At 71.6% G+C, this 22,180-nt stretch carries 18 protein-coding genes; 10 read left to right on the top strand and 8 right to left on the bottom strand.

Translation table 11 applies throughout. From position 1 onward, the window contains the following. The first annotated feature begins 81 nt into the window (after window positions 1-81). The gene (locus ACF07V_RS23050; protein ID WP_392156735.1) at window positions 82-1,452 is read left to right on the top strand and encodes an L-serine ammonia-lyase; all 1,371 of its coding nucleotides are present in this window, start codon (window positions 82-84) and stop codon (window positions 1,450-1,452) included. A 188-nt stretch (window positions 1,453-1,640) separates the two neighbouring features. On the opposite strand, the gene ACF07V_RS23045 is transcribed toward ACF07V_RS23050, so the two are convergent. Beyond that, complete coding sequence (locus ACF07V_RS23045) at window positions 1,641-1,856, bottom strand: EF-hand domain-containing protein (protein WP_392156733.1); 216 nt, start codon at window positions 1,854-1,856, stop codon at window positions 1,641-1,643. 74 nt (window positions 1,857-1,930) lie between these two features. On the opposite strand from ACF07V_RS23045, the gene ACF07V_RS23040 reads away from it, so the two are divergent. Further along, window positions 1,931-2,569: a GNAT family N-acetyltransferase gene (locus ACF07V_RS23040; protein WP_392156731.1), complete on the top strand. Its 639-nt coding sequence runs from the start codon at window positions 1,931-1,933 to the stop codon at window positions 2,567-2,569. Between the two features lie 4 nt (window positions 2,570-2,573). On the opposite strand, the gene ACF07V_RS23035 is transcribed toward ACF07V_RS23040, so the two are convergent. The 6 genes from ACF07V_RS23035 to ACF07V_RS23010 all read right to left on the bottom strand — a co-directional run bounded on the left by ACF07V_RS23035 (window position 2,574) and on the right by ACF07V_RS23010 (window position 8,998). Next, entirely contained in the window at window positions 2,574-3,770 is a 1,197-nt protein-coding gene (locus ACF07V_RS23035) for a YncE family protein (RefSeq protein ID WP_392156729.1), read from the bottom strand. Beyond that, window positions 3,770-4,534 carry a polysaccharide deacetylase family protein gene (locus ACF07V_RS23030; RefSeq protein WP_392156727.1) on the bottom strand — a complete coding sequence of 255 codons (765 nt, stop codon included), beginning with the start codon at window positions 4,532-4,534 and terminating at the stop codon, window positions 3,770-3,772. The genes ACF07V_RS23035 and ACF07V_RS23030 overlap by 1 nt, the downstream gene beginning before the upstream one ends. A 396-nt stretch (window positions 4,535-4,930) precedes the next feature. Beyond that, on the bottom strand, window positions 4,931-5,437 hold the full coding sequence (locus ACF07V_RS23025) for an ATP-binding protein (RefSeq protein ID WP_392156725.1): 507 nt from the start codon (window positions 5,435-5,437) through the stop codon (window positions 4,931-4,933). A gap of 75 nt (window positions 5,438-5,512) precedes the next feature. Next, entirely contained in the window at window positions 5,513-6,280 is a 768-nt protein-coding gene (locus ACF07V_RS23020; protein ID WP_392156724.1) for an enoyl-CoA hydratase/isomerase family protein, read from the bottom strand. 81 nt (window positions 6,281-6,361) lie between these two features. Further along, window positions 6,362-7,621 (bottom strand): Ig-like domain-containing protein, encoded by a 1,260-nt coding sequence (locus tag ACF07V_RS23015; protein WP_392156722.1) that lies wholly within the window; start codon window positions 7,619-7,621, stop codon window positions 6,362-6,364. Between the two features lie 159 nt (window positions 7,622-7,780). Further along, window positions 7,781-8,998 carry an Ig-like domain-containing protein gene (locus ACF07V_RS23010; protein ID WP_392156720.1) on the bottom strand — a complete coding sequence of 406 codons (1,218 nt, stop codon included), beginning with the start codon at window positions 8,996-8,998 and terminating at the stop codon, window positions 7,781-7,783. 164 nt (window positions 8,999-9,162) lie between these two features. On the opposite strand from ACF07V_RS23010, the gene glgX reads away from it, so the two are divergent. The 3 genes from glgX to ACF07V_RS22995 all read left to right on the top strand — a co-directional run bounded on the left by glgX (window position 9,163) and on the right by ACF07V_RS22995 (window position 15,026). After that, entirely contained in the window at window positions 9,163-11,364 is a 2,202-nt protein-coding gene (gene glgX, locus ACF07V_RS23005; RefSeq protein WP_392156718.1) for a glycogen debranching protein GlgX, read from the top strand. A gap of 87 nt (window positions 11,365-11,451) precedes the next feature. After that, on the top strand, window positions 11,452-13,230 hold the full coding sequence (locus tag ACF07V_RS23000; protein WP_392156716.1) for an ABC transporter ATP-binding protein: 1,779 nt from the start codon (window positions 11,452-11,454) through the stop codon (window positions 13,228-13,230). Continuing rightward, window positions 13,227-15,026 (top strand): ABC transporter ATP-binding protein, encoded by a 1,800-nt coding sequence (locus ACF07V_RS22995; RefSeq protein ID WP_392156714.1) that lies wholly within the window; start codon window positions 13,227-13,229, stop codon window positions 15,024-15,026. The genes ACF07V_RS23000 and ACF07V_RS22995 overlap by 4 nt, the downstream gene beginning before the upstream one ends. A 137-nt stretch (window positions 15,027-15,163) precedes the next feature. Here the strand turns inward: ACF07V_RS22995 and ACF07V_RS22990 are convergent, their stop codons facing one another. Further along, complete coding sequence (locus ACF07V_RS22990; RefSeq protein WP_392156712.1) at window positions 15,164-16,651, bottom strand: MFS transporter; 1,488 nt, start codon at window positions 16,649-16,651, stop codon at window positions 15,164-15,166. A gap of 124 nt (window positions 16,652-16,775) precedes the next feature. On the opposite strand from ACF07V_RS22990, the gene ACF07V_RS22985 reads away from it, so the two are divergent. From ACF07V_RS22985 to ACF07V_RS22965, 5 genes are all read left to right on the top strand, one after another. Beyond that, entirely contained in the window at window positions 16,776-17,678 is a 903-nt protein-coding gene (locus ACF07V_RS22985) for a TetR/AcrR family transcriptional regulator C-terminal domain-containing protein (protein WP_392156711.1), read from the top strand. A 224-nt stretch (window positions 17,679-17,902) separates the two neighbouring features. Beyond that, window positions 17,903-19,927, top strand: a complete 2,025-nt coding sequence (locus ACF07V_RS22980; protein ID WP_392156709.1) for a M4 family metallopeptidase — start codon at window positions 17,903-17,905, stop codon at window positions 19,925-19,927. Window positions 19,928-20,026: 99 nt separating this feature from the next. Then, window positions 20,027-20,683: a response regulator gene (locus ACF07V_RS22975; protein WP_392156707.1), complete on the top strand. Its 657-nt coding sequence runs from the start codon at window positions 20,027-20,029 to the stop codon at window positions 20,681-20,683. Continuing rightward, window positions 20,676-21,152 (top strand): hypothetical protein, encoded by a 477-nt coding sequence (locus ACF07V_RS22970; RefSeq protein WP_392156706.1) that lies wholly within the window; start codon window positions 20,676-20,678, stop codon window positions 21,150-21,152. The genes ACF07V_RS22975 and ACF07V_RS22970 overlap by 8 nt, the downstream gene beginning before the upstream one ends. A 63-nt stretch (window positions 21,153-21,215) precedes the next feature. Further along, window positions 21,216-22,178 (top strand): sensor histidine kinase, encoded by a 963-nt coding sequence (locus ACF07V_RS22965; RefSeq protein ID WP_392156704.1) that lies wholly within the window; start codon window positions 21,216-21,218, stop codon window positions 22,176-22,178. Window positions 22,179-22,180 lie beyond the last annotated feature (2 nt).

Below are 22,180 nucleotides of genomic sequence, written 5' to 3'. Positions count from 1 at the left end.
AGCCCTGCTCAGCCCTTCTTCGCGCTTTTCTGCTCCACCCCGGCAGACAACGGCGTCTAGCCCCCACAAGGAGTCCTCCCCGTGGCCATCTCGGTCTTCGACCTGTTCTCGATCGGCATCGGTCCGTCGAGCTCCCACACGGTGGGCCCCATGAGGGCTGCCCGGATGTTCGCCCGTCGCCTGAAGAACGAGGGCCTGCTCGCCCACACGGCGGCGATACGGGCCGAGCTGTACGGCTCGCTCGGCGCCACCGGCCACGGCCACGGCACCCCGAAGGCCGTACTCCTCGGCCTGGAGGGCAACTCGCCGCGCACGGTGAACGTGGAGACCGCCGACGACGAGTTCGAGCGGATCAAGGCGAGCGGGAAGATCAACCTGCTCGGCGCGCACGAGATCCCCTTCGACTTCGACGCCGACCTGATCCTGCACCGGCGCAAGGCCCTCCCGTACCACGCCAACGGCATGACGGTCTTCGCGTACGACGCCGAGGGCGGGCTCGTCCTGGAGAAGACGTACTACTCCGTCGGCGGCGGCTTCGTCGTCGACGAGGACGCGGTCGCCGGCGAGAACCCGATCATCCCGGACGACACCGTCCTGAAGTACCCCTTCCGCACCGGCGACGAGCTGCTCCGCCTCACCAAGGAGACCGGCCTCTCGATCTCCTCCCTGATGCTGGAGAACGAGAAGGCCTGGCGCACCGAGGAGGAGATCCGCACGGGTCTCCTGGAGATCTGGCGGGTCATGCAGGCCTGCGTCTCGCGCGGCATGTCCCGCGAGGGCATCCTGCCCGGCGGCCTGAAGGTCCGCCGCCGCGCCGCGACCTCGGCCCGCAAGCTGCGCTCCGAGGGCGACCCGGCCGCGCACGCCATGGAGTGGATCACCCTCTACGCGATGGCCGTGAACGAGGAGAACGCGGCGGGCGGCCGCGTGGTCACCGCCCCGACGAACGGCGCGGCCGGCATCATCCCCGCGGTCCTGCACTACTACATGAACTTCGTCCCGGGCGCCGACGACGACGGCATCGTCCGCTTCATGCTGGCGGCCGGCGCGGTCGGCATGCTCTTCAAGGAGAACGCCTCGATCTCCGGCGCCGAGGTCGGCTGCCAGGGCGAGGTCGGCTCGGCCTGCTCGATGGCGGCCGGCGCGCTGGCCGAGGTCCTCGGCGGCTCCCCCGAGCAGGTGGAGAACGCGGCCGAGATCGGCATGGAGCACAACCTGGGCCTGACCTGCGACCCGGTCGGCGGTCTGGTGCAGATCCCGTGCATCGAGCGGAACGGCATGGCGGCGGTCAAGGCCGTCACGGCGGCGAAGATGTCGATGCGCGGCGACGGCAGCCACCTGGTCTCCCTCGACAAGGTCATCAAGACCATGAAGGAGACGGGCGCCGACATGAGCGTCAAGTACAAGGAGACCGCGCGCGGCGGTCTCGCGGTGAACATCATCGAGTGCTGAACCGTCCACTCACGCGAACGGCCGGTCCCGGGATCCCCGGGGCCGGCCGTTCGCGTCAGGGACCGGCCCGGGCGGCTCCGGCGGCGCCGGGGGCCGGCGGAAACAGCACCGGGCCCCGTGCGGGCGGCAACGCGGGGTTGCTGCGCCCACCGGGGCCCGGCGGATGAGGCCTCGCCTCGGGGGCCGGCTCAGCCCTTGTTGTAGTGCGCCCAGAACTCGTCCCAGGACAGCACACCGTCGCCGTTGTCGTCGCGCTGCTTGATGAGCACGGCCGCGACCGTCTCGGTGACGTGGAAGTCGCCGTGCTTCGCCATGAGGCTCTTGTACTCCGTGGCGGTGATGAAACCGTCCCCGTCGGTGTCGAAGCTGTTGAATGCCCTGCGTGCCTCGTCGATGTCGGCCACTGCGTCCGCCCCTTCTTGGTGCTTGTCTGACGGGGGCCAGATTAGCTGGCCGTTCCCTGCCGGATGATGGGGGCATGAGCGACGAGGTGGCACGCATCCTGGCAGCGGCGGCGCACGGGGATTTCCCGCCCCCGGACGGCAGGACGACGGTGGTGCCGCAGCCCGGCGTCCGGGACGCGGGGGTGCTGGCCTTCACGGCGCACTCGGTGGTCTTCACGGACGCCGACCCGGACTGGGTACGGGCCGAGCTGGCGGCCACGGCGAGCGACCCGCTCGCGGCGAGCATGAACCCGGCCTTCCTGCTCGCGCTGATGGCCCGCACCGGCCGCCACATGAACACGATCGACCTGCTCACGGTGGCCGACGCGCTGCCGGGCCCGCCGCCCCTGGAGCTCCGCGAGATCGACGACCCGACGCACCCCCGGGTGGCGCGGGCGCTGAAGTTCCGCGACGACGTCCGGGTGTGGGCGGCCGACGGCGGCGTCCTGGTCCTGGGCCGGGGCGTGGCGGGCCGCTGGGAGGCGGCGATAGAGGTGGACGAGGAGGTGCGCCACCGGGGCCTGGGACGGGCCCTGGCGACGGCGGCCCGCCACCTCACCCCGGGCGAGGTGGTGTGGGCCCAGCAGTCTCCGGGCAACGCCCGCAGCGTCCGTGTCTTCCAGGCGGCGGGCTACCGCCCGGTGGCCTCGGAGGCGCTCCTGATCGCCGGCTGAGCCGCTACCGGAAGATCCCGGTGTGGCCGAGGGAGTAGCGGCCCGGCTGCGGGTAGACCGCGAGTCCGTGCGGGCCGCTGCCGACGGGGATGCGGGCGAGCTGCTTGCCGGTGGTGGTGTCGAGCGCGTACACCTCGGAGTCGTAGCGTCCGGAGAGCCACAGGACCTTGCCGTCGGCGGAGACGCCGCCCATGTCGGGCGAGCCGCCGTCGGGGAGCTTCCACTTCTTGGTGAGCTTGTTCTGCTCGAAGTCGAAGACGGAGACGGAGCCCTCGCCGCGGTTGGAGACGTACATCTCGCGCGAGTCCCGGCTGATGTAGAGGCCGTGGCAGCCCTTGCCGGTGGGGAGCAGGGTGGGGGTGGTGAACTTCTCGCCGTCCAGGACCCACATGCCGTGGGCCATCATGTCGGCGATGTAGAAGGTCTTGCCGTCGGGCGAGATCTTCACGTCCTGCGGCATGGCGCCGTCGAAGGGCAGTTTCTGCTGGCCGATCACCTCCATCTTCTCGGTGTCGACCTTGAGGAGTTCGCCGGAGAACTCGCAGGAGACGACGAAGTAGCGCCCGTCGGCGGAGAAGTCGGCGTGGTTGACGCCGTAGCAGCTGACCGGGACGGACTTCTTCCGCTCCATGGTGTGCGGGTCGCGGAAGACGAGTTCGCGGTCGAGGGAGGCCATCACGATGGCGTACTTGCCGTTGGGCGTGAAGTAGAGGTTGTACGGGTCGTGGACCTCGACGGGCTTGCCGGCGACGCCGGTGGCGGGGTCGATGGGGGTGAGGGTGTGGCCCCGGTTGTTGTTGACCCAGAGGGTCTTCAGGTCCCAGGAGGGGACGACGTGCTGGGGCTGGATGCCGACCGGGATGGTCTCGACGACCTGGTAGGTGGTGGGGTCGATGACGGAGACCGTATTGGAGTTGGTGTTGGGGACGTAGACCCGGGAGGGGAAGTTCCGTACCACCGGGGAGAGCCGGTTCGGCCGGTCGGCGGCGTAGACGTCGTGCGCGTCGAGCGGGGGCGGCATGCCGGGGAGTCCGCTGGGTGCGGCGGCCGGCTTGGGTACGGCGGGGGCGGCGGCCTTCTTCACGGGGGCGGCGCCCTCGGGGTGGTTCGCGCTGCCGCAGCCGGCGAGGCCGGCGAGGAGGGCGGCGGCGAGGAGGACCCGGGTCCGAGTCGAGAGGGGTCTCTTCGTGGGGTGTGCCATCAGCTCAGCAGCTCCGTGGTGGTGACCGCGCTCAGGCCGCGGCGGTCGAGGTCGGCGAGGAGGACGGGCAGCGCGGCGGCGGTGTCCGGGTAGCCGAAGTGCAGGCTGACGACGGATCCGGCGCGGACGGCCCCGGTGACGTTGCGGACGACGGCCGCGGCGCCGGGCGAGGTGAAGTCGAGGGAGTCGACCTCGTACGAGAGGACGTGCGGGTATCCGGCGCGCCGGGCGGCGCGCAGGACGGCGGGGGCGGCGTTCCTGGCGCGGGAGGGGCGGAACCAGGTGCCGACGGAGCCGGTGAGCCGGCGCAGCCGTCCGGCGCAGGCCTCGATCTCGGCGAGGGCCTGGGCCTCGGTCATGGCGTTGATGTCGATGTGGCGCTGGGTGTGGTTGCCGAGGTCGTGGCCGCCGTCGAGGACGCGGCGGGCCAGGGCGGGGTGTTCGTCGAGCCAGCTGCCGACGGCGAGGACGGTGACGCGGGCGCCGGCCCGCTCGGCCTCGGTGAGGAGCCGCCGGGCGAGGGCGGGGTCGCCCTGGCCGTGGAAGGTGAGGGCGACCCGGGGCCGGTCGCGGGGGCCGTGGGTGATCTCGTCCGGCTGTCCGGGGAAGCTGCGGGGGGCCGGGGCGGCGACGGGCGCGGGGGCGGGGCGACGCGCGGCGGTGGGGGCGGGGCGGGGTTCCGTGCCGCAGGCGGTGGCGAGGGCTCCCGCGAGGGCGGCGGCCGCGCCCGTCCGGAGGGCTCCTCGGCGGTCGGTCGGCTTCACGCGACCATTCAAGAGGGATGTCGCCCGATTGGTCACGATTAGGCCAATTCAGGACGTTTGCGGAGCCACGCCGGGCGTCCACCATGCGGACGACCCCGGGAAACAATCAATGAACCGCATAGCCATTCACTGTTTACAAGGTGAGTGCCGCATGTCACCAACGATTCACTATCGAACTGTCCGGTTTTGCCCGACCTTGCCCCACTAGGGACTTTTGGCGGCAAGGCCCCCCGTCTGCCATAGTCGGAGACACGACCCCCATTGACCCGGGCCAGGTCGACATAGCGGCGCCGTGGATACACCCCCCCGTCCACGGCGCACCCCACGGAAGCCCCCACGCACCCCACCACGGCGCACGGGGGCTTCCGTGCGTCCGGGCTTCGTGCGCTCGGACCCTCAGGGCCGGTCCGCGACCCGCATCTCGAACCAGGTCGTCTTGCCGCGCGGCGCCAGGTCCACGCCCCAGCGGTCGGCGAGCTTGTCGACGAGGAACAGGCCGCGGCCGCTGATGTCGAGCTCGTGCACCGGCATCAGACACGGCAGTCCGCGCGAGGGATCACGCACCTCGATCCGGATCCAGCCGCGGCGGCGCTGTAACCGCAGCGCGAAGACCCTGGCCCCGGTGTGCCGGACGGCGTTCCCGACGAGCTCCGAGACGAGCAGCACCGCGTGCTCGGCGATCGTCGGACCGAGCGCCCACTGGCGCAGCACGACGTGCTGGGTGAGCCTGCGGGCCACCCACGCGGACTCGGGGCGGGACGGCAGCCGGACATCCTCCTCGGCCGGATTGCCGTACAACTCCACTGCGTCGGCGGCCTGTTCGTCGTCCGCGGCCGGTGACCACCGCGGCGTGGCGGCGCTCGCGCGCTGCCACGGTTGTTCCCTACCCTCCAGGCCCGCCATGCCCCCCATCATGGCCGCACGGAGCACTCCGCGGGGGCCGTTCCGACGGAATCGGCCCCCACCCGTGAAGGATCGTCAGGCGAACTTCGCCTTCCCGGGGCCCTCCTCGACGAAGGAGCGCATCCCGCGCTCCCGGTCCTCGGTGGCGAACAGGCCCGCGAACCAGGTCCGCTCGATGGCGAGACCGGTGTCGATGTCGGCCTCCAGGCCCTGGTCGATCGCCTCCTTCGCCGCCCGCAGGGCGACGGCCGGGCCCTGCGCCAGCTTCGCGGCCCAGGCGTGCGCCTGCTCGTACACCTCGGCGGCCGGGACGACCCGGTCGACCAGACCGAGCGTCAGGGCCTCGTCGGCCTTCACCATCCGGCCGGTGAAGATGAGGTCCTTGGCCTTGGAGGGGCCGACGAGCCGCGACAGGCGCTGCGTCCCGCCCGCGCCGGGGATCAGGCCGAGCAGGATCTCCGGCTGGCCCAGCTTCGCGTTGTCGGCGGCGATCCGGTAGTCGGCGCAGAGCGCGAGCTCGCAGCCGCCGCCCAGGGCGTAACCGGTGATCGCGGCGACGACCGGCTTCGGGATGCGGGCGATGGCGGTGAAGGAGTCCTGGAGGGCGCGCGACCGCTTGACCATGGCCACGTGGTCCATGACCTGCATCTCCTTGATGTCCGCGCCGGCCGCGAACACCTTCTCGCCGCCGTAGAGGACCACGGCCCGCACGTCGTCGCGGTCGGTCGCCTCCTGGGCCAGCTCGCGCAGACGGTCCTGGGTGGCGATGTCCAGGGCGTTCATCGGGGGGCGGTCGAGGCGGATCGTGCCGACGCCTTCGGCGACTTCGAGGTTCACAGTCATGGGGAAAGGTTAGTGTCCGTTAACGCGAAGGGGCCCGGTGCTGTTGCTCACAGCACCGGGCCCGCACTCGCTCGCGTACGACTAGGCGATCCAGTCCGCCCAGTCCATGTTCCAGCCGTTGAGGCCGTTCTCCGGGGTGATCTGCTTGTCCTTGGAGTTCTTCACGATCACGACGTCACCGATGATCGAGCTGTCGTAGAACCAGGCCGCCGGCATCGAGCTGTCGCCCGCGCCCCGCGCGTCCCGCAGACCGACGCAGCCGTGGCTGACGTTCGACGAGCCGAAGGTGGAGGCGGGGGCCCAGTAGTTGCCGTGGACGAAGGTGCCCGAGTTGGACAGACGCATCGCGTGCGGCACGTCCTTGATGTCGTACTCGCCGCCGAAGCCGACCGTGGCCCCGTTCATGCGGGTCACCTTGAACTTCTCGCTGATGACCATCTCACCGTTGTAGGTGGTCGTGGACGGCGCGCCCGCGGTGATCGGCAGCGTCTTGATGATCTTGCCGTCCCGCTCGACCTTCATCGTCTTGGCGCTCGCGTCGACGGTGGAGACCTGACGGCGGCCGATGGTGAAGGAGATCGACTTCTTCTGCTTGCCGTAGACGCCCGGGCGGCCCTCGACGCCGTCCAGGTTCAGCGCGACCGTCACCTTGGTGCCGGCGGCCCAGTAGTCCTTGGGACGGAAGTCGAGCCGGTCGTTGCCGAACCAGTGGCCCTCGATCTCGACGGCCGGCACGGCCGTCACCTTGATGGCCTTCTCGACGGCCTCGGGGTTGGTGATGCCCCGGGTGAAGTTGATGGACACCGGCATGCCGACGCCGACGGTCGAACCGTCCTCCGGCGTGTAGTGGCCGATGAAGGTGTTCTTCGGGACCAGGGTGGTGAAGGTGGTGTCCTTCGCCGACTCACGGCCGTCGGCGTCCTTCGCGATCGCGTGGACCTTGTACTGGGTGGCCGCCGCCAGGTGCGCGGTCGGCGACCAGCTGGCACCGTCGGCGGCGATCTTGCCCTCGACCTCGGTGCCCTTGGAGTCGGCGACCGTGACCGTGGTCAGCTTGCCCTGCGCCGCGGTGACCTTGAGGACCCCGCTGGTGGCGACCGAGTCGGCGCCGTCCTTCGGAAGGATCGTCACGACCGCCTGGGAGGCCGCGTTCTCCTGATTGCCGCCGCCCTGGGCGGCCGGTCCCTGTCCTCCCGCACCGCCACCGGTGGCGGTCTCACCGCCGCCGCAGGCGGTCAGGACCAGGAGCAGCGCCCCCGCCGCCAGGGCCTGGAGCCTGACGCCCCCGCGCCGGCGTCCCCGCGCCCCTACCGATGCCCCCGATATCGGCTGCCCGTTCACTGTGGTCGTCTCCCCTCGCACGGCCTGGCAATGCCACGGCCCCACCCCCGTGCGCATCCACTCGCGCACACAGCGCTAGATAATCACACCGCAGGACACGAAAGTTCCTCGCGAATGTCACCGTTCAGTCCCAGTCGGCGTGGTACGGGGGATCGGCGGTCACGACAGGGCCGAACCGGCCTTCCACTCGCCCCACTCCAGGTTCCACCCGCCGAGACCGTTGTCGGGGTCGACCTCCTTGTCCTTGGAGTTCACCACCTCCACCACGTCCCCGACGAGCGTCCGGTCGAAGAACCAGCCCGCGGGCGAGTCCGCGCTGCCGCCCTTCTCGTCCCGGAGGCCGACACAGCCGTGGCTGACGTTGGCGGAGCCGAAGGTGGACGCGGCGGCCCAGTAGTTGCCGTGCAGGAAGGTCCCCGAGTCGGTGAGGCGCATGGCGTGCGGCACGTCCTTGATGTCGTACTCGCCGCCGAAGCCGACCGTCCTGCCGTCCATCCGCGTCACGTCGTACAGCTCGGTGACGACCATCTTCCCGTTGTACGTGGTGGTCTTCGGCGCGCCCGCCGTGACCGGCACCGTGGCGAGGAGTTCGCCGTTCCGCCGCACCTCCATGGTGTGCTCCGCCGCGTCGACCAGGGAGACCTGGGAGCGGCCCACCGTGAAGCCGACCGTCTTGCGCTGGATGCCGTACACCCCGGGCGCCCCCTCGACGTCCCGCAGCCCCAGCTCGACGGTGACCTTCGTCCCGGGCCGCCAGTACGCGGCGGGCCGGAAGTCGAGCCGCTCCTTGCCGAACCAGTGGCCGACGACCTCCACCGGCGGCTCCGAGGTGACCCGGATGGCCCGCTCGACCTCGGCCCGGTTCTCGATCGGCCGGTTGAAGCCGAAGGAGACGATCATGCCGGTGCCGACCGTGGAACGGTTCTCCGGCTTGAAGTAGCCGATGAAACGGGACTCGGGGACCACGGTGGTGAAGGTGGTGTGCCGGGCCGAGCGCCGCCCGTGCCCGTCGAGCGCGACCGCGTCCACGGTGTACTTGGCGGCCAGCGCGAGCCGGGCGTCCTGCCGGGGCCGCCAGCGCAGCCCGTCCGCCGAGATCTCCCCGGCGACCGCGGCCCGCCGGCCGTCCTCGACCTGGACGACCGTCACCCGTTCGAGCCGCCCGCTGTCCACCTTCACCTCCACGGGCCCGTCGGCCGGCACCGCCCGGCTGCCGTCCTCCGGACTCACCCGGATGACATCGCCGGGGGCCCGCGCCTTGCCCGGCAGACTGATGTCGATGCCGCCACCGCCGTCCGCTCCGGTGCAGCCCGCAAGCCCCGCCATCAGTCCCGCCACCACGAGGGCGTGCCTCGCCCGCTTCCATACGAATGTCACGCCCGGCCCAACGACAGCCACCCTCCAGGGGAAACGTGCGTGCGGGGCATGTTGGGAGCACGGCCGTGCGGGCAGAACAGGGGGAGAACAAAGCGCGGGAGCGGCGGCCGGGACGCCGCCGCTCCCCCGCGTGCGGGCCCGACGAGCCGCGGGAGGCCGGGACAGTGGCGAGCGCAGCCGAGCAGGAGGCGGTACACAACCATGCCCCGGAACGCCCCGGACCACCGGTGTGGCCCGGGGCACCGACCCCGCTGGGGGCCCGCTGCCGGGTCGGCCCCGACGGGGTGACGGGCACCAACTTCGCCCTGTGGGCGGGCGGGGCGGAGGCCGTGGAACTGTGCCTCTTCGACACCGACGGGACCGAGACACGGCTCCCGCTGACCGAGCTGACCCACGAGATCTGGCACGGCTTCGTGCCCGGCGTCGGACCGGGCCGGCGGTACGGCTACCGGGTGCACGGCCGCTGGGACCCCTGGACGGGCGCCCGCTGGAACCCGGCGAAGCTGCTCCTCGACCCGTACGCGCGGGCCGTCGACGGGGACTTCGACCTGCCGCCCGAGGTCTACGGACACGTCCGTGACTGGCCGCAGCAGCACGTGGCCGACACCGTCCGCGACGAGCGGGACTCCGCCCCGTACGTCCCCAAGGGCGTCGTCGTCCATGACGACGACGACTGGTCCGACGACCGCAGGCCCAAGACGCCCTGGCAGGACTCGGTCATCTACGAACTGCACGTCAAGGGCTTCACGAAACAGCACCCCGGCATCCCGGAACACCTGCGGGGCACGTACGCGGGCCTCGCGCACCCGGCCGCGATCGACCACCTGGTCCGCCTGGGCGTGACGGCGGTCGAACTGCTCCCGGTGCACCAGTTCGCGCACGAGGACCACCTGCTGCGCCGCGGCCTGCGCAACTACTGGGGCTACAACTCGATCGGCTACTTCGCCCCGCACGCCGGCTACTCCTCCTCGGGGACGACCGGGCAGCAGGTCGGCGAGTTCAAACGGATGGTGCGGGCCCTGCACGCCGCCGGGATCGAGGTCATCCTCGACGTCGTCTACAACCACACCGCGGAGGCCGGCGAGCTCGGCCCCACCCTCTCCCTCAAGGGCATCGACAACCGCGGCTACTACCGCCTCCAGTCCGACGCCCGCCGGTACGCCGACTACACGGGCTGCGGCAACACCCTGCACGTCGTGCAGCCGCAGGTCCTGCGCCTCATCACCGACTCCCTGCGGTACTGGGTGACGGAGATGGGCGTCGACGGCTTCCGCTTCGACCTGGCGGCGGCGCTGGCCCGCTCGATGCACGACGTCGACATGCTCTCCCCCTTCCTGGCGGTCATCGCCCAGGACCCGGTCCTGCGCCGGGTCAAGCTCATCGCCGAACCCTGGGACGTCGGCAACGGCGGCTACCAGGTCGGCGCCTTCCCGCCCCTGTGGACCGAGTGGAACGACCGCTACCGGGACGCCGTACGGGACTTCTGGCGCGGGGCGCTGCCCGACGTGCGGGACCTCGGCTACCGGCTCTCCGGCTCCAGCGACCTGTACGCCTGGGGCGGCCGGCGCCCGTACGCCTCGGTCAACTTCGTCACGGCACACGACGGCTTCACGCTGCGCGACCTGGTGACGTACGAACGCAAGCACAACGAGGCGAACGGCGAGGGCAACCGGGACGGCACCCACGACAACCGCTCGTGGAACTGCGGAACGGAAGGGGAGACGGACGACCCCCCGATCAACGCCCTCCGTCTGCGCCAGCAGCGCAACCTGCTCACCACCCTCCTCCTCTCCACCGGGGTCCCGATGCTCGTCGCCGGCGACGAGATGGGCCGCACCCAGGGCGGCAACAACAACGCCTACTGCCAGGACAACGCGCTCGGCTGGCTCGACTGGACCCTCCCGGAGGACCCGGGCCGGGAAGGCCTCCTCACCCTCACCCGCCGGCTCCTCGCCCTGCGCCACCGTCACCCGGTCCTCCGCCGCCGGGCCTTCTTCTCCGGCCGGCCGCAGGGCGCGGACGGGCTGCGGGACCTGGCCTGGTTCACCGCCGAGGGCACCGAGATGACGGAACGCGACTGGTACGCGCCGACGGCGACGCTCGGGCTCTTCCTGTCGGGCCGCGACATCCCCGGCCGGGACGCGCGGGGCGAGCAGATCACCGACGACAGCTTCCTCGCCGTCCTCCACGCGGGGCCCCGCCCCCTGGAGTTCCGGCTCCCGGGCCCGCCGTGGGCGGCGACGTACGAACTGGTCGTGGACACGGCCGCGGAGGACCAGTCCGGGTCACCGGGCACGGAGCATCCGGGCGGCGGGACGATCACGGTGGCCGCCCGCTCGATGATCCTGCTCCGCGTCCGCGAGTGAGCGGCGGCACCGGCCGATCGGCCGGTGCCGGGGTACGACCGAAAACCGGATGAGCCGTGTCAGTGGTGAACCGTATGGTCGGACCTGATGCCCGAGAAACCGCTGCCCCCGCCGTCCGACCGCTCGACGGTCCGTGTCCTGCTCCGCCTCTGGCCGTACGTGAGGCCCGTGCGGGGCCGGCTGTTCACGGCCGCGTTCGTCGCCGTCGTCGCGTCCTGTCTGTCGCTCGTCATCCCGCTCGTCCTCAAGTGGCTGGTGGACGGCCCCATCACCGACCGGGACCCCGGGGGTGTCTGGCTGGGAGCGCTGTACCTGCTCCTCCTCGGCATCACCGAGGCCGTCCTGTTCGGCTTCCGCCGCTGGCTGGTGGCCCGCCCGCTGTCCCACGTCGAGGCCCGCATGCGCGCCGACCTCTACGGCCGGCTCCAGCGCCTGCCGATCGCTTTCCACGACCGCTGGCCCTCGGGACAGCTCCTCTCGCGCGGGACGACGGACCTGATGCTGGTCCGGATGTTCCTGGCCTTCCCGCTGACCTTCCTCCTGGTCAACGGCGTGACGATCCTGGCCGGTTACGTCCTCCTCCTCACCCAGGACTGGTCCCTCGGCCTGGTGCTGCTGACGCCCGTACTCCCCCTCGTCCTGGTCTCCAGCCTCTTCGAGCGCCGGTACGGAACGGTGGCGCGCACGGCCCAGGACCAGGTCGGCGACCTGACGACGGTCGTGGAGGAGAGCGTCCTCGGCATCCGGATCGTGAAGGGCTTCGGCCGGCACCGCAGCCAGGCGAGGGCGTTCCGCGAACTCGCCGGACACCTCCGCGGCACGGAACTGGCCAAGGCGCGGCTGCTCGCCATGATCTGGGCGGTCATCACCACCCTGCCCGAACTGGCCATCGGGACGGCCCTCGTCCTGGGCACGGTGCAGGTCGCGGACGGGAACCTGTCCGCCGGCACCCTGGTCGCGTTCCTGTCGACGGCCCTGGCGCTGCGCTGGCCGGTGGAGTCGATCGCCTTCCTGCTCGCGATGACCAAGGAGGCGGCGACCGCGACGGAACGGTACTTCGAGGTGATGGACGCACCGGAAGAGCCGGAGTCGACCCGAGCCACCACCACCAAGGGCACCCCGGACGGGGTCCGCTTCGAGAACGTCACCTTCCGCTACCCGGACGCTCCCGACGAGGTGCCGCCCGTCCTGGACGGCATCGACCTCCACATCCGCCCGGGCGAGACGATGGCCCTGGTGGGCGGCACGGGCTCCGGCAAGACGACCCTCACCGCCCTCGTACCGCGCCTGCACGAGGCGACGACGGGCCGGATCCTGCTCGACGGCGAGGACATCGCCCTCATGGAACGGCGGAAGCTCCGCTCCCTGGTGTCGATGGCGTTCGAGGAGCCGACGCTGTTCTCGGCGAGCGTCGGCGAGAACGTCCTGATGGGCGCGGAGGCAGCGGGCGACCCGGAACTGCGGCGCGCCCTGGGCATCGCCCAGGCGGACGGTTTCGTCGACCGGCTCCCGGAGGGCACGGCGACCCAGGTCGGCGAGCAGGGCCTCAGCCTGTCGGGCGGCCAGCGGCAGCGCCTGGCCCTGGCCCGCGCGGTCGTGGGCAAACCCCGGTTCCTGGTCCTGGACGACCCGCTGTCGGCGCTCGACGTCCACACGGAGGCCCGGGTGGAGGCGGCCCTGCGGGAGGTCCTCAGGGAGACGACGGCCCTGGTCGTGGCGCACCGCCCGTCGACGGTGATGCTCGCCGACCGGGTCGCGCTGCTCTCGCGGGGCAGGATCGCGGCCGTGGGCACCCATCAGGAGTTGCTGCGCGGCAACGCCGAGTACGCCTGGCTGATGTCCGGGGAAGGGACCGAGAACCGATGACGACGACCCCGGACGACCCCTTCGACCAGGACGACCTCCCGGCCCCCGCGGGAGCGACGAAGACCCTCCTGCGGGGGCTCCTGGCCACCCACCGCGCCCGCCTCGTGATGGTGGCCCTGATCCTCCTGGTCAGGGAGGCGACGCTCCAGGCGGGCCCGCTGATCGTCGCGTACGCCATCGACCGGGGCGTCCCGGCCTTCCGCGCGGGAGACCACGGCCCGCTCATCGCCGTGGCGCTCGGCTACTTGCTCTGCGCGAGCCTCGCGGGCGTCCTCCAGTACACCTTCGTACGGGGCGCGGCGAGGATCAACCAGGACGTCCTGCTCGACCTGCGCGGCCGCATCTTCCGGCACGCACAACTGCTGAGCGTCGACTTCCACGAGCGGTACACCTCGGGGCGCCTCATCTCCCGCTCGACGACGGACGTCGAATCACTGCGCGAACTGCTCTCGGAGGGCCTCCAGGAACTGATCGGCGTCGTGCTCTCCTTCGTCTCGATCTCCCTGATCCTCCTCTGGCTGGACTGGGGCATCGGAGCGGTGGCGGTGGCCTCCTTCGCACCGCTCCACCTCCTCATCCGCCTGTACCGGACCCGGGCGGGCAGGGTGTACGCGGAACGCTCCACGGCCATCGCGGGCGTGATCGTGAAGTTCGCGGAGACGATGAACGGCATCCGCCCGGTCCGCGCGTTCCGCCGCGAACGCGCGAACGACGCCGAATTCAACACGCTCAACCACCGCCACGAACGCAGCAACGGCGACGCCCTCCTGGAAATGGCCCGCTACGTGGTCGGCTCGCGCCTGGTGGCGAACACGGCGGTGGCGGGCATGTGCCTCTGGGGCGCGTACAGGGTCGCGGCGGGAACACTCGAACTGGGTGTGCTGGCCGCGGCGGTGCTCTACATGCGCCGCCTGTACGACCCGATCGACCGCCTGGGCATGTTCCTGAACTCGTACGAGTCGGCGGCGGCGTCCCTCACCAAGATCGCCGGCCTCCTGGCCCAGGAACCGGGAGTCCCGGAGACGACGACACCCCGGGAGCTGCCGGCCAGATCGGGCGGCCGCGAGATCACCTTCGAGCAGGTCAACTTCGCCTACCGCACGGGCGGCGAGGTCCTCCCCGCCTTCAACCTGACGATCCCGCCCGGCCAGACAGTGGCGGTGGTGGGCGCGACGGGCGCAGGCAAATCCACCCTCGCGAAACTCCTGGCCCGCTTCTACGACCCCACCGAGGGCCACGTGACGCTGGACGGCGTGGACCTCCGCGACCTGACGACCCCCGACCTGCGCCGCAACGTCGTGATGGTCACCCAGGAGGCCTTCCTCTTCTCGGGCACGGTCGCGGACAACATCGCGATCGGCCGCCCGGAGGCGACCCGCGCGGAAATCGAAGAAGCGGCCAAGTCCATCGGAGCGCACGACTTCATCACGACGCTCCCGGACGGCTACGACACGGACGTCCGCAAGAGAGGCGGCCGCATCTCCGCGGGCCAACGCCAACTGGTGGCCTTCGCGAGAGCCCTCCTGGCGGACCCGGCGGTCCTGATCCTGGACGAGGCCACCAGCTCCCTGGACGTACCGGGCGAACGCGCGGTGCAACGGGCGATGGACACGGTCCTGGCAGGCCGCACAGCCGTGGTCATCGCCCACCGCCTGTCCACAGTCGAAGTGGCGGACCGGGTCCTGGTGATGGAGCAGGGCAGGATCGTCGAGGACGGCCACCCCTCGACCCTGGTGAAGGGCGACGGCCACTACGCGGGCCTGCACCAGGCATGGCGGGACAGCCTGGTGGGCTGAGGGAAAGCGGCCGACGGACGGAAGCGGGGGACGGGCAGGGGGTCGTGTTCGGGACGCAAAGCGTGATGTGTGGCGCCCCGGCGCCACACATCACGCAGTCCCGAACACGACCCCCTGCCCGTCCCCGACGACCGGACTCAGACCCGCCGCCGCAGGAGCACCAGCGACATCAAGGCCGCCAAGAGCATCAAAAACGCGGCCCCCACAGCGGCACCGGACATGGCCTCGACGAAGGCGCTCCGCGCGGCCTCGACCACACCCGGCGCACCGCCGCGCGCACCCCCGAGCGTCTCCCGAGCGGCAGCGGGCGCCGAAGAAGGCATGGCCCCGCTGTACACCGCGGCACCGACCGCTCCCAGCACGGCCATCCCCAGCGCTCCGCCCAACTCGGATCCGGATTCGAGCACGGCGGCAGCAGCACCCGCGCGCTCGGGCGGCGCGGCGCCGAGGGCGAGTTCGTTGGCGAGGGTCATCGCGGAGACGAGCCCGGCGGCGTAGACGGCGCTGCCGACGAGGACGACCCAGAAGGGCGTGGCGCGGTCGACAAAGGCGAGCCACCCGAACCCGCAGGCGGACACGAGGAACCCGCCACCCATGACGTACGCGTGGTCCACCCGCTGAGCGAGCACCGCGGCGACGGGCGCGGCAAGCATGACGCCCCCGGTGGGGACAAGGCTCCAGAGGGCCGCCTCAAGGGGGCTCTGACCCAGCACGGACTGAAGGTACTGGGTGAGGAAGACGGCGAACCCCACGGTCGCGGCCATGGCGAGCAGGTTGACGAGCAGGGATCCGCCGTACGCGGGGGTCCGGACGAGCCGCAGGTCGATCATGGGCTCGGCGAGCCGTGCCTGACGGCGAACGAAAAGGAGCCCGACAAGAACCCCGAAGGTCACCCCGAGCGCGGGCAGGGGCGCCCACCCGTCCTTGGCGAGCTCCTTGATCCCGTAGATGACGGGCAGCAGAGCGGCGAGCGAGAGCAACGCGCTGGCGACGTCGAACCGCGCACCGCCCACGACCCCCTTGGACTCGGAGACGAGCACCGGCGCAAGCACCAGCAGCAGCGCCATCGCGGGCAGGTTGATGAGGAAGACGGACCCCCACCAGAAGTGTTCGAGGAGCGCGCCGCTGACGACGGGCCCGAGGGAGATGCCGCTGGCCATGACGGTGGTCCAGAGGGTGACGGCCTTGGTGCGCTGGGCCGGGTCCTGGAAGAGGGTGCGGATCAGGGCGAGGGTGGACGGCATGAGGCAGGCGCCGGCGACGCCGAGGAGGGCGCGGGCGCCGATGAGGGCGCCGGGGCTGTGGGCGTAGGCGGCGGCGACGGACGCGGCGCCGAAGAGGCCGGCGCCGAGGAGGAGGAGCTTGCGGCGCCCGACGCGGTCACCGAGGGCGCCCATGGTGACGAGGAGCCCGGCGAGCACGAAGCCGTACATGTCGAGGATCCACAGCTGCTGGGTGGCACCGGGCCGGAGGTCGGCGGCGATGGAGGGGATGGCGAAGTAGAGGACGGAGACGTCCATGGAGACGAGGAGGAGCGGGAGCATGAGGACGCCGAGGGCGGTCCATTCACGCCGTCCGGCACGGGCGGGTTCTGCGGCCGTGGAGGGCCCTGCGGTGAGTGTCATGGGGGCAGCGAAGCAACACACGGGGTACAAGGCCACGCACGCCCTAGTGCACCCTTGACGCTTCCGGCGGAGCCCGAGGCCAGTCACGCGTACACCGCACAGGTGCACTAGTACAGTCCCCTCCATGACCACGGAACCGCCCTACCTGAGGATCGCCGCCGAGATCCGACGCCGCGTCCGCGCCGGGGAGTTGGCCCCGGGCGACCGGGTCCCGTCGACGCGGGCGATCACGCGCGAGTGGGGCGTGGCGATGGCGACGGCCACGAAGGCGCTGGCGGCGCTGCGCCAGGAGGGCCTGGTGCGGGTGGAGTCGGGAGTGGGCACGGTGGTCGTGGACGCGGCGCGGCGGACGTCGGGCGCGGCGACGCTCACGCGGGAGCGGATCGTCCGGGCGGCGCTGGAACTGGCGGACGCCGAGGGCCTGAACGCGCTGACGATGCGCCGGGTGGCGACCCTGCTGAACACCTCGACGATGGCGCTGTACCGGCATGTCCCGGGCAAGGCGGAGCTGGTGCGGCTGATCGCGGACGCGGCCTGCGGCGAGGTGCCGCTGGGCCCGGTGCCGGCGGACTGGCGGACGGGCCTGGAGCGGGCGGCGCGCTGGCTGCGCGGGGTGTACACCCGGCACCGGTGGATGGCGCACGCGATGGCGTCGTTCACGCGGCCGGTGGCGACGCCGAACGCGATGGCGTACACGGAGTGGGTGCTGCGGGCGCTGCGAGGAACACCGCTGACACCCATCGACAAGCTCCACACGCACCTGGCGATCTTCGCCTACGTCCAGGGCCTGTCGATGGCGGACGATCTGGAGGAGCAGGCACTCCAGGATTCGGGCATCTCCAACGGCGAGTGGATGGAACAGAACGAGCCACGCTACGACGCGATCCAGGCAGCCGGCTCGTACCCGGAACTGATGTCGCTGACCCTTGGCGGGAGCTTCGGTCTGGACCTGGAGGCGCTCTTCGAATTCGGGCTCCGCCGAACGTTGGACGGCATCGCGGCCATGATCGACGAAACGTCCGGTTAACGAACACGGCCGTACGAGCAGCGGACGATTTCCGGCCAACTTCCTGACGCGGTCCTGACAGGTCCCCGTCATTCCTGCCACTCTCTCCCCGGTTGTTCGCACCAAGGTTCACCGCTTCACCCGAACAAGTGAAGCGTCACAAGTACCTGCTCCACAGCTCTCCTTGCTCCGCCCGGACGGACTCACCCAAGCCCGCCGGTACCCCCCTCGCATAAGGAGTCTGCGTGAGATCCACGCCCAGCCGTCGCGCCACCGCGACCGGCGCTCTGATCGCTGCCGCCGCCATGCTCACCATCGGCGTGCAGGCCGGCACCGCCTCGGCCGGCACCTTCGGTGCCGCCCCCGCGGCGCAGTCCCTCGGCAAGGTCAACCCGGGCAAGCTCCCGGCCGACCTCTCCCCCGCCGAGCGCACCGCGCTCATCAAGGCCGCGGACGCCGACAAGGCCGCCACGGCCAAGTCCCTCGGCCTCGGCGCCCAGGAGAAGCTGGTCGTCAAGGACGTCGTCCAGGACCGCGACGGCACGACGCACACGCGCTACGAGCGCACGTACGCCGGACTCCCGGTCCTCGGCGGTGACCTGATCGTCGCCGAGACGAAGGCCGGCGCCACCACCGGCGTCATCAAGTCGAACCGCGCCGAGCTCAAGAACGTCGACCTCGCCGCCGACGTCGCCCCGGCCGCCGCCGAGAAGCAGGCCCTCGGCCGCGCCGCCGCGGAGGGCTCGAAGAAGGCCGCCGCCGACCGCGCCCCGCGCAAGGTCGTGTGGATGGCCCAGGGCGCGCCCGTCCTCGCGTACGAGACCGTCGTCGGCGGCCTCCAGCACGACGGCACCCCGAACGAGCTGCACGTCGTGACGGACGCGAACACCGGCGCGAAGCTCTACGAGTGGCAGGCCATCGAGACCGGCATCGGCAACACGCAGTACAGCGGCCAGGTGACCCTCGGCACCGCGCCCTCGTACACGCTGACCGACACCGGCCGCGGCAACCACAAGACGTACAACCTCAACGGCGGTACGTCGGGCACCGGGACGCTGTTCACCAACACCACGGACACGTGGGGCAACGGCCTTCCGTCCAACAAGGAGACCGCGGGCGCGGACGCGCACTACGGTGCCGCCCTCACGTGGGACTACTACAAGAACGTGCACGGCCGCTCGGGCATCCGCGGTGACGGCGTCGGCGCGTACTCCCGCGTCCACTACGGCAACGCCTACGTGAACGCGTTCTGGTCCGACTCCTGCTTCTGCATGACCTACGGCGACGGCTCGGGCAACTCCAAGCCGCTCACCTCCATCGACGTGGCCGCGCACGAGATGACGCACGGCGTCACCTCGAACACCGCCGGCCTGGTCTACAGCGGCGAGTCCGGCGGCCTCAACGAGGCCACCTCGGACATCTTCGCGGCGGCGGTCGAGTTCTACGCGAACAACGCCAACGACAAGGGCGACTACCTCGTCGGCGAGAAGATCGACATCCGCGGCGACGGCAGCCCGCTGCGCTACATGGACAAGCCGAGCAAGGACGGCTCGTCCAAGGACGCGTGGTACTCGGGCATCGGCTCCATCGACGTCCACTACTCCTCGGGCCCGGCGAACCACTTCTTCTACCTGCTCTCCGAGGGCAGCGGCGCCAAGACCGTCAACGGCGTGAGCTACGACTCGCCGACCTCCGACGGCCTGCCGGTCACCGGCATAGGCATCGACAAGGCCCGCCTGATCTGGTTCAAGGCGCTCACCACCAAGTTCAGCTCGAACACCAACTACGCCGGGGCCCGCACGGGCGCCGTCGCGGCGGCCACCGAGCTCTACGGTGCCGGCAGCCCCGAGGTCAAGGCCGTCGAGGACTCCTTCGCCGCCATCAACGTGGGTCCGCGCTCCGGCGGCGGCACCCCCGGTGGCACGGTCTTCACCAACGACACCGACGTCGCCATCCCGGACTCCCCCGGTGCCGCGGTCACCTCGACGGTGAACGTCACCGGCGTCACCGGCAACGCGCCGAGCAACCTGGCCGTCGGCGTGGACATCGTCCACACCTACATCGGTGACCTCGTCGTCGACCTCATCGCCCCCGACGGCTCGGTCTACAACCTGAGCAACCGGGCCGGCGGCAGCGCCGACAACATCCAGCAGACCTACACCGTGAACGCCTCCTCCGAGGTCGCCAACGGTGCCTGGAAGCTCCGCGTCCAGGACAAGGCTGCGATCGACACCGGCTACATCAACAGCTTCAAGCTGACCTTCCCGTAAGCGGGACGGCCGCACCGCCTGAAGTGACATGACGGACGCCCGGAGGGAACCTCCCTCCGGGCGTCCGCGCGTCCGCGCCCCGTGCATACCCTGGACCACATGATCAGGGTCCTCCTTGCCGACGACGAGACGATGATCAGGGCCGGGGTGCGGGCCATCCTCACCACCGACCCCGGGATCGAGGTGGTGGCCGAGGCCGGCGACGGGCACGAGGCCGTCGAACTGGCCCGCGAACACCGCCCCGACGTGATCCTCCTGGACATCCGGATGCCCCGGCTCGACGGGCTCGGCGCGGCGGAGGAACTGCGCACGACGGTGCCGGGCGCGGCCGTCGTCATGCTCACGACCTTCTCCGAGGACGCCTACATCGCGCGGGCCCTCGGCAGCGGGGTGAGCGGCTTCCTCCTGAAGTCCGGGGATCCGCGCGAGCTGATCGCCGGGGTCCGGGCCGTGGCCGGGGGCGGCGCCGCGCTCTCCCCCACGGTCGCCCGGCGGGTCATCGACACCCTCGGCGGGGAGCGGTTCACCCGCGCGGCCGAGGCACGGACCCGCCTGGAACCGCTCACGGGCCGGGAGCGGGAGGTCGTCGCGCTCCTCGGCGCCGGGCTCTCCAACCAGGAGATCGCGGACCGCATGTACGTGGTCGAGGGCACCGTCAAGGCGCATGTGAGCGCCGTCCTCGGCCGGCTCGGCCTGCGCAACCGGGTGCAGCTCGCGGTCCTGGCGTACGAGGCGGGCCTGCTCCCCGATGCGTGAGCGCCTGTTCGACCTGGGGCTCTGGCTCCTGCTCTGCGTGCCCGTCCTCCTCAAGTCGGACCCGAACGACGGCGGGAGCTGGCCCGAGGTGGTCGTCGGCGTGGCGCTCCTCGGCGGCTGCGTGGCGGTCAGCCGGCGGTGGCCGCCGGTGCCGATCGCGGTCGTGGTCGCGGTGAGCCTGTCCTCCTCCCTGGAGCTGTTCACCGCCTCGTACAGCCTGGCCCTGATCGCCTTCGGCTATCTCGCCGGACGGCGGGAGGAGCAGACGTGGGCGGCGCTGTGGCTGTTCGGCGCGGTCGCGGCCGCGGGGCTGCTCCTGACGACGGTCACGCACACCTCGCCGGGCCAGTGGTTCACGCTGCTGCTCACGCTCGCCCTGGCGGTCGTGGCGCCCTGGCTGATCGGCCGTTACGTGCGGCAGTACGACCGGCTCGTGCGCAGCGGCTGGGAGCTGGCCGACCGGATGTAGCGGGAGCAGGCCGCCGTCGCCGACCGGGAGCGGCTGCGGGAGCGGTCCAGGATCGCGGGCGACATGCACGACTCCCTGGGCCACGACCTGGCCCTGATCGCCGTCCGGGCGGGCGCCCTCGAGGTCGATCCGGGTCTGGGGGCCGCGCAGCAGCAGGCGGCCGGTGAGCTGCGGCGGGCGGCGGCGGACGCGACGGCCCGGCTGCGGGACATCATCGGGGTGCTGCGGGAGGAGGACGCCGGGGCGCCGACGACCCCGCTCGGGGAGACGGTGGAGGAGCTCGTGGCCCGGGCCGGCGCGTCGGGTCTCGCGGTCGCCCTCACCACGACGCCGGTGCCGACGCTGCCGGGCATGTCGGGCCTCGCCCTGCACCGGGTCGTCCAGGAGGGCCTGACGAACGCGGCGAAGCACGCGCCGGGCGCGTCGGTCTCGGTCGCGGTCACCCAGGACCCGGCGCACGTGACGGTCCGGGTGGTCACCGGCCCCGGTGCGGCGGAGGCGACGCTTCCCTCCGGCGGGACCGGGCTCGTCGGGCTCGGGGAGCGGGTGCGTCTTGCGGGCGGTTCGCTCGCGCACCGGGTCACCGGGGACGGCGGGTTCGTCCTGGAGGCCGTCCTGCCCCGGAACCCCCCGGCGCCGCTGCCGGCGGCGCCGACCTCGGCGAGGGAACTGGACCGGGCCCGCCGCGAGGTCCGCAAGGGCCTCGTGCGGGTGATCTGGATCCCGCTCGCGCTCCTCGCCGCGCTCGGCCTGCTGATGGCCGGGGTCGCGGTGTGGACGCAGGCCCAGTCGTACCTGGAGCCGGACGACTACGCCCGGCTGCGGGTCGGGCAGTCGCTCACGGAGATCGCCGAGCACACCGAGTGGCCCGACCGTCCGCTGGACGGCCCGCCGGCCCGTGCCCCGGCGGAGCCGCGCGGCATGGACGAGTGCCGGTACTACCGGTCCGCGATGCTGGCCGCGATCCCGGTGTACCGGCTCTGCTTCGTCGACGGGCACCTCGCCGACAAGGCACGGGTCCCTTAGGG

The organism is Streptomyces sp. NPDC015661, from assembly GCF_043077765.1.
Taxonomy (GTDB): Bacteria; Actinomycetota; Actinomycetes; order Streptomycetales; family Streptomycetaceae; genus Streptomyces.
This window is presented reverse-complemented; position numbering and strand designations above follow the sequence as displayed.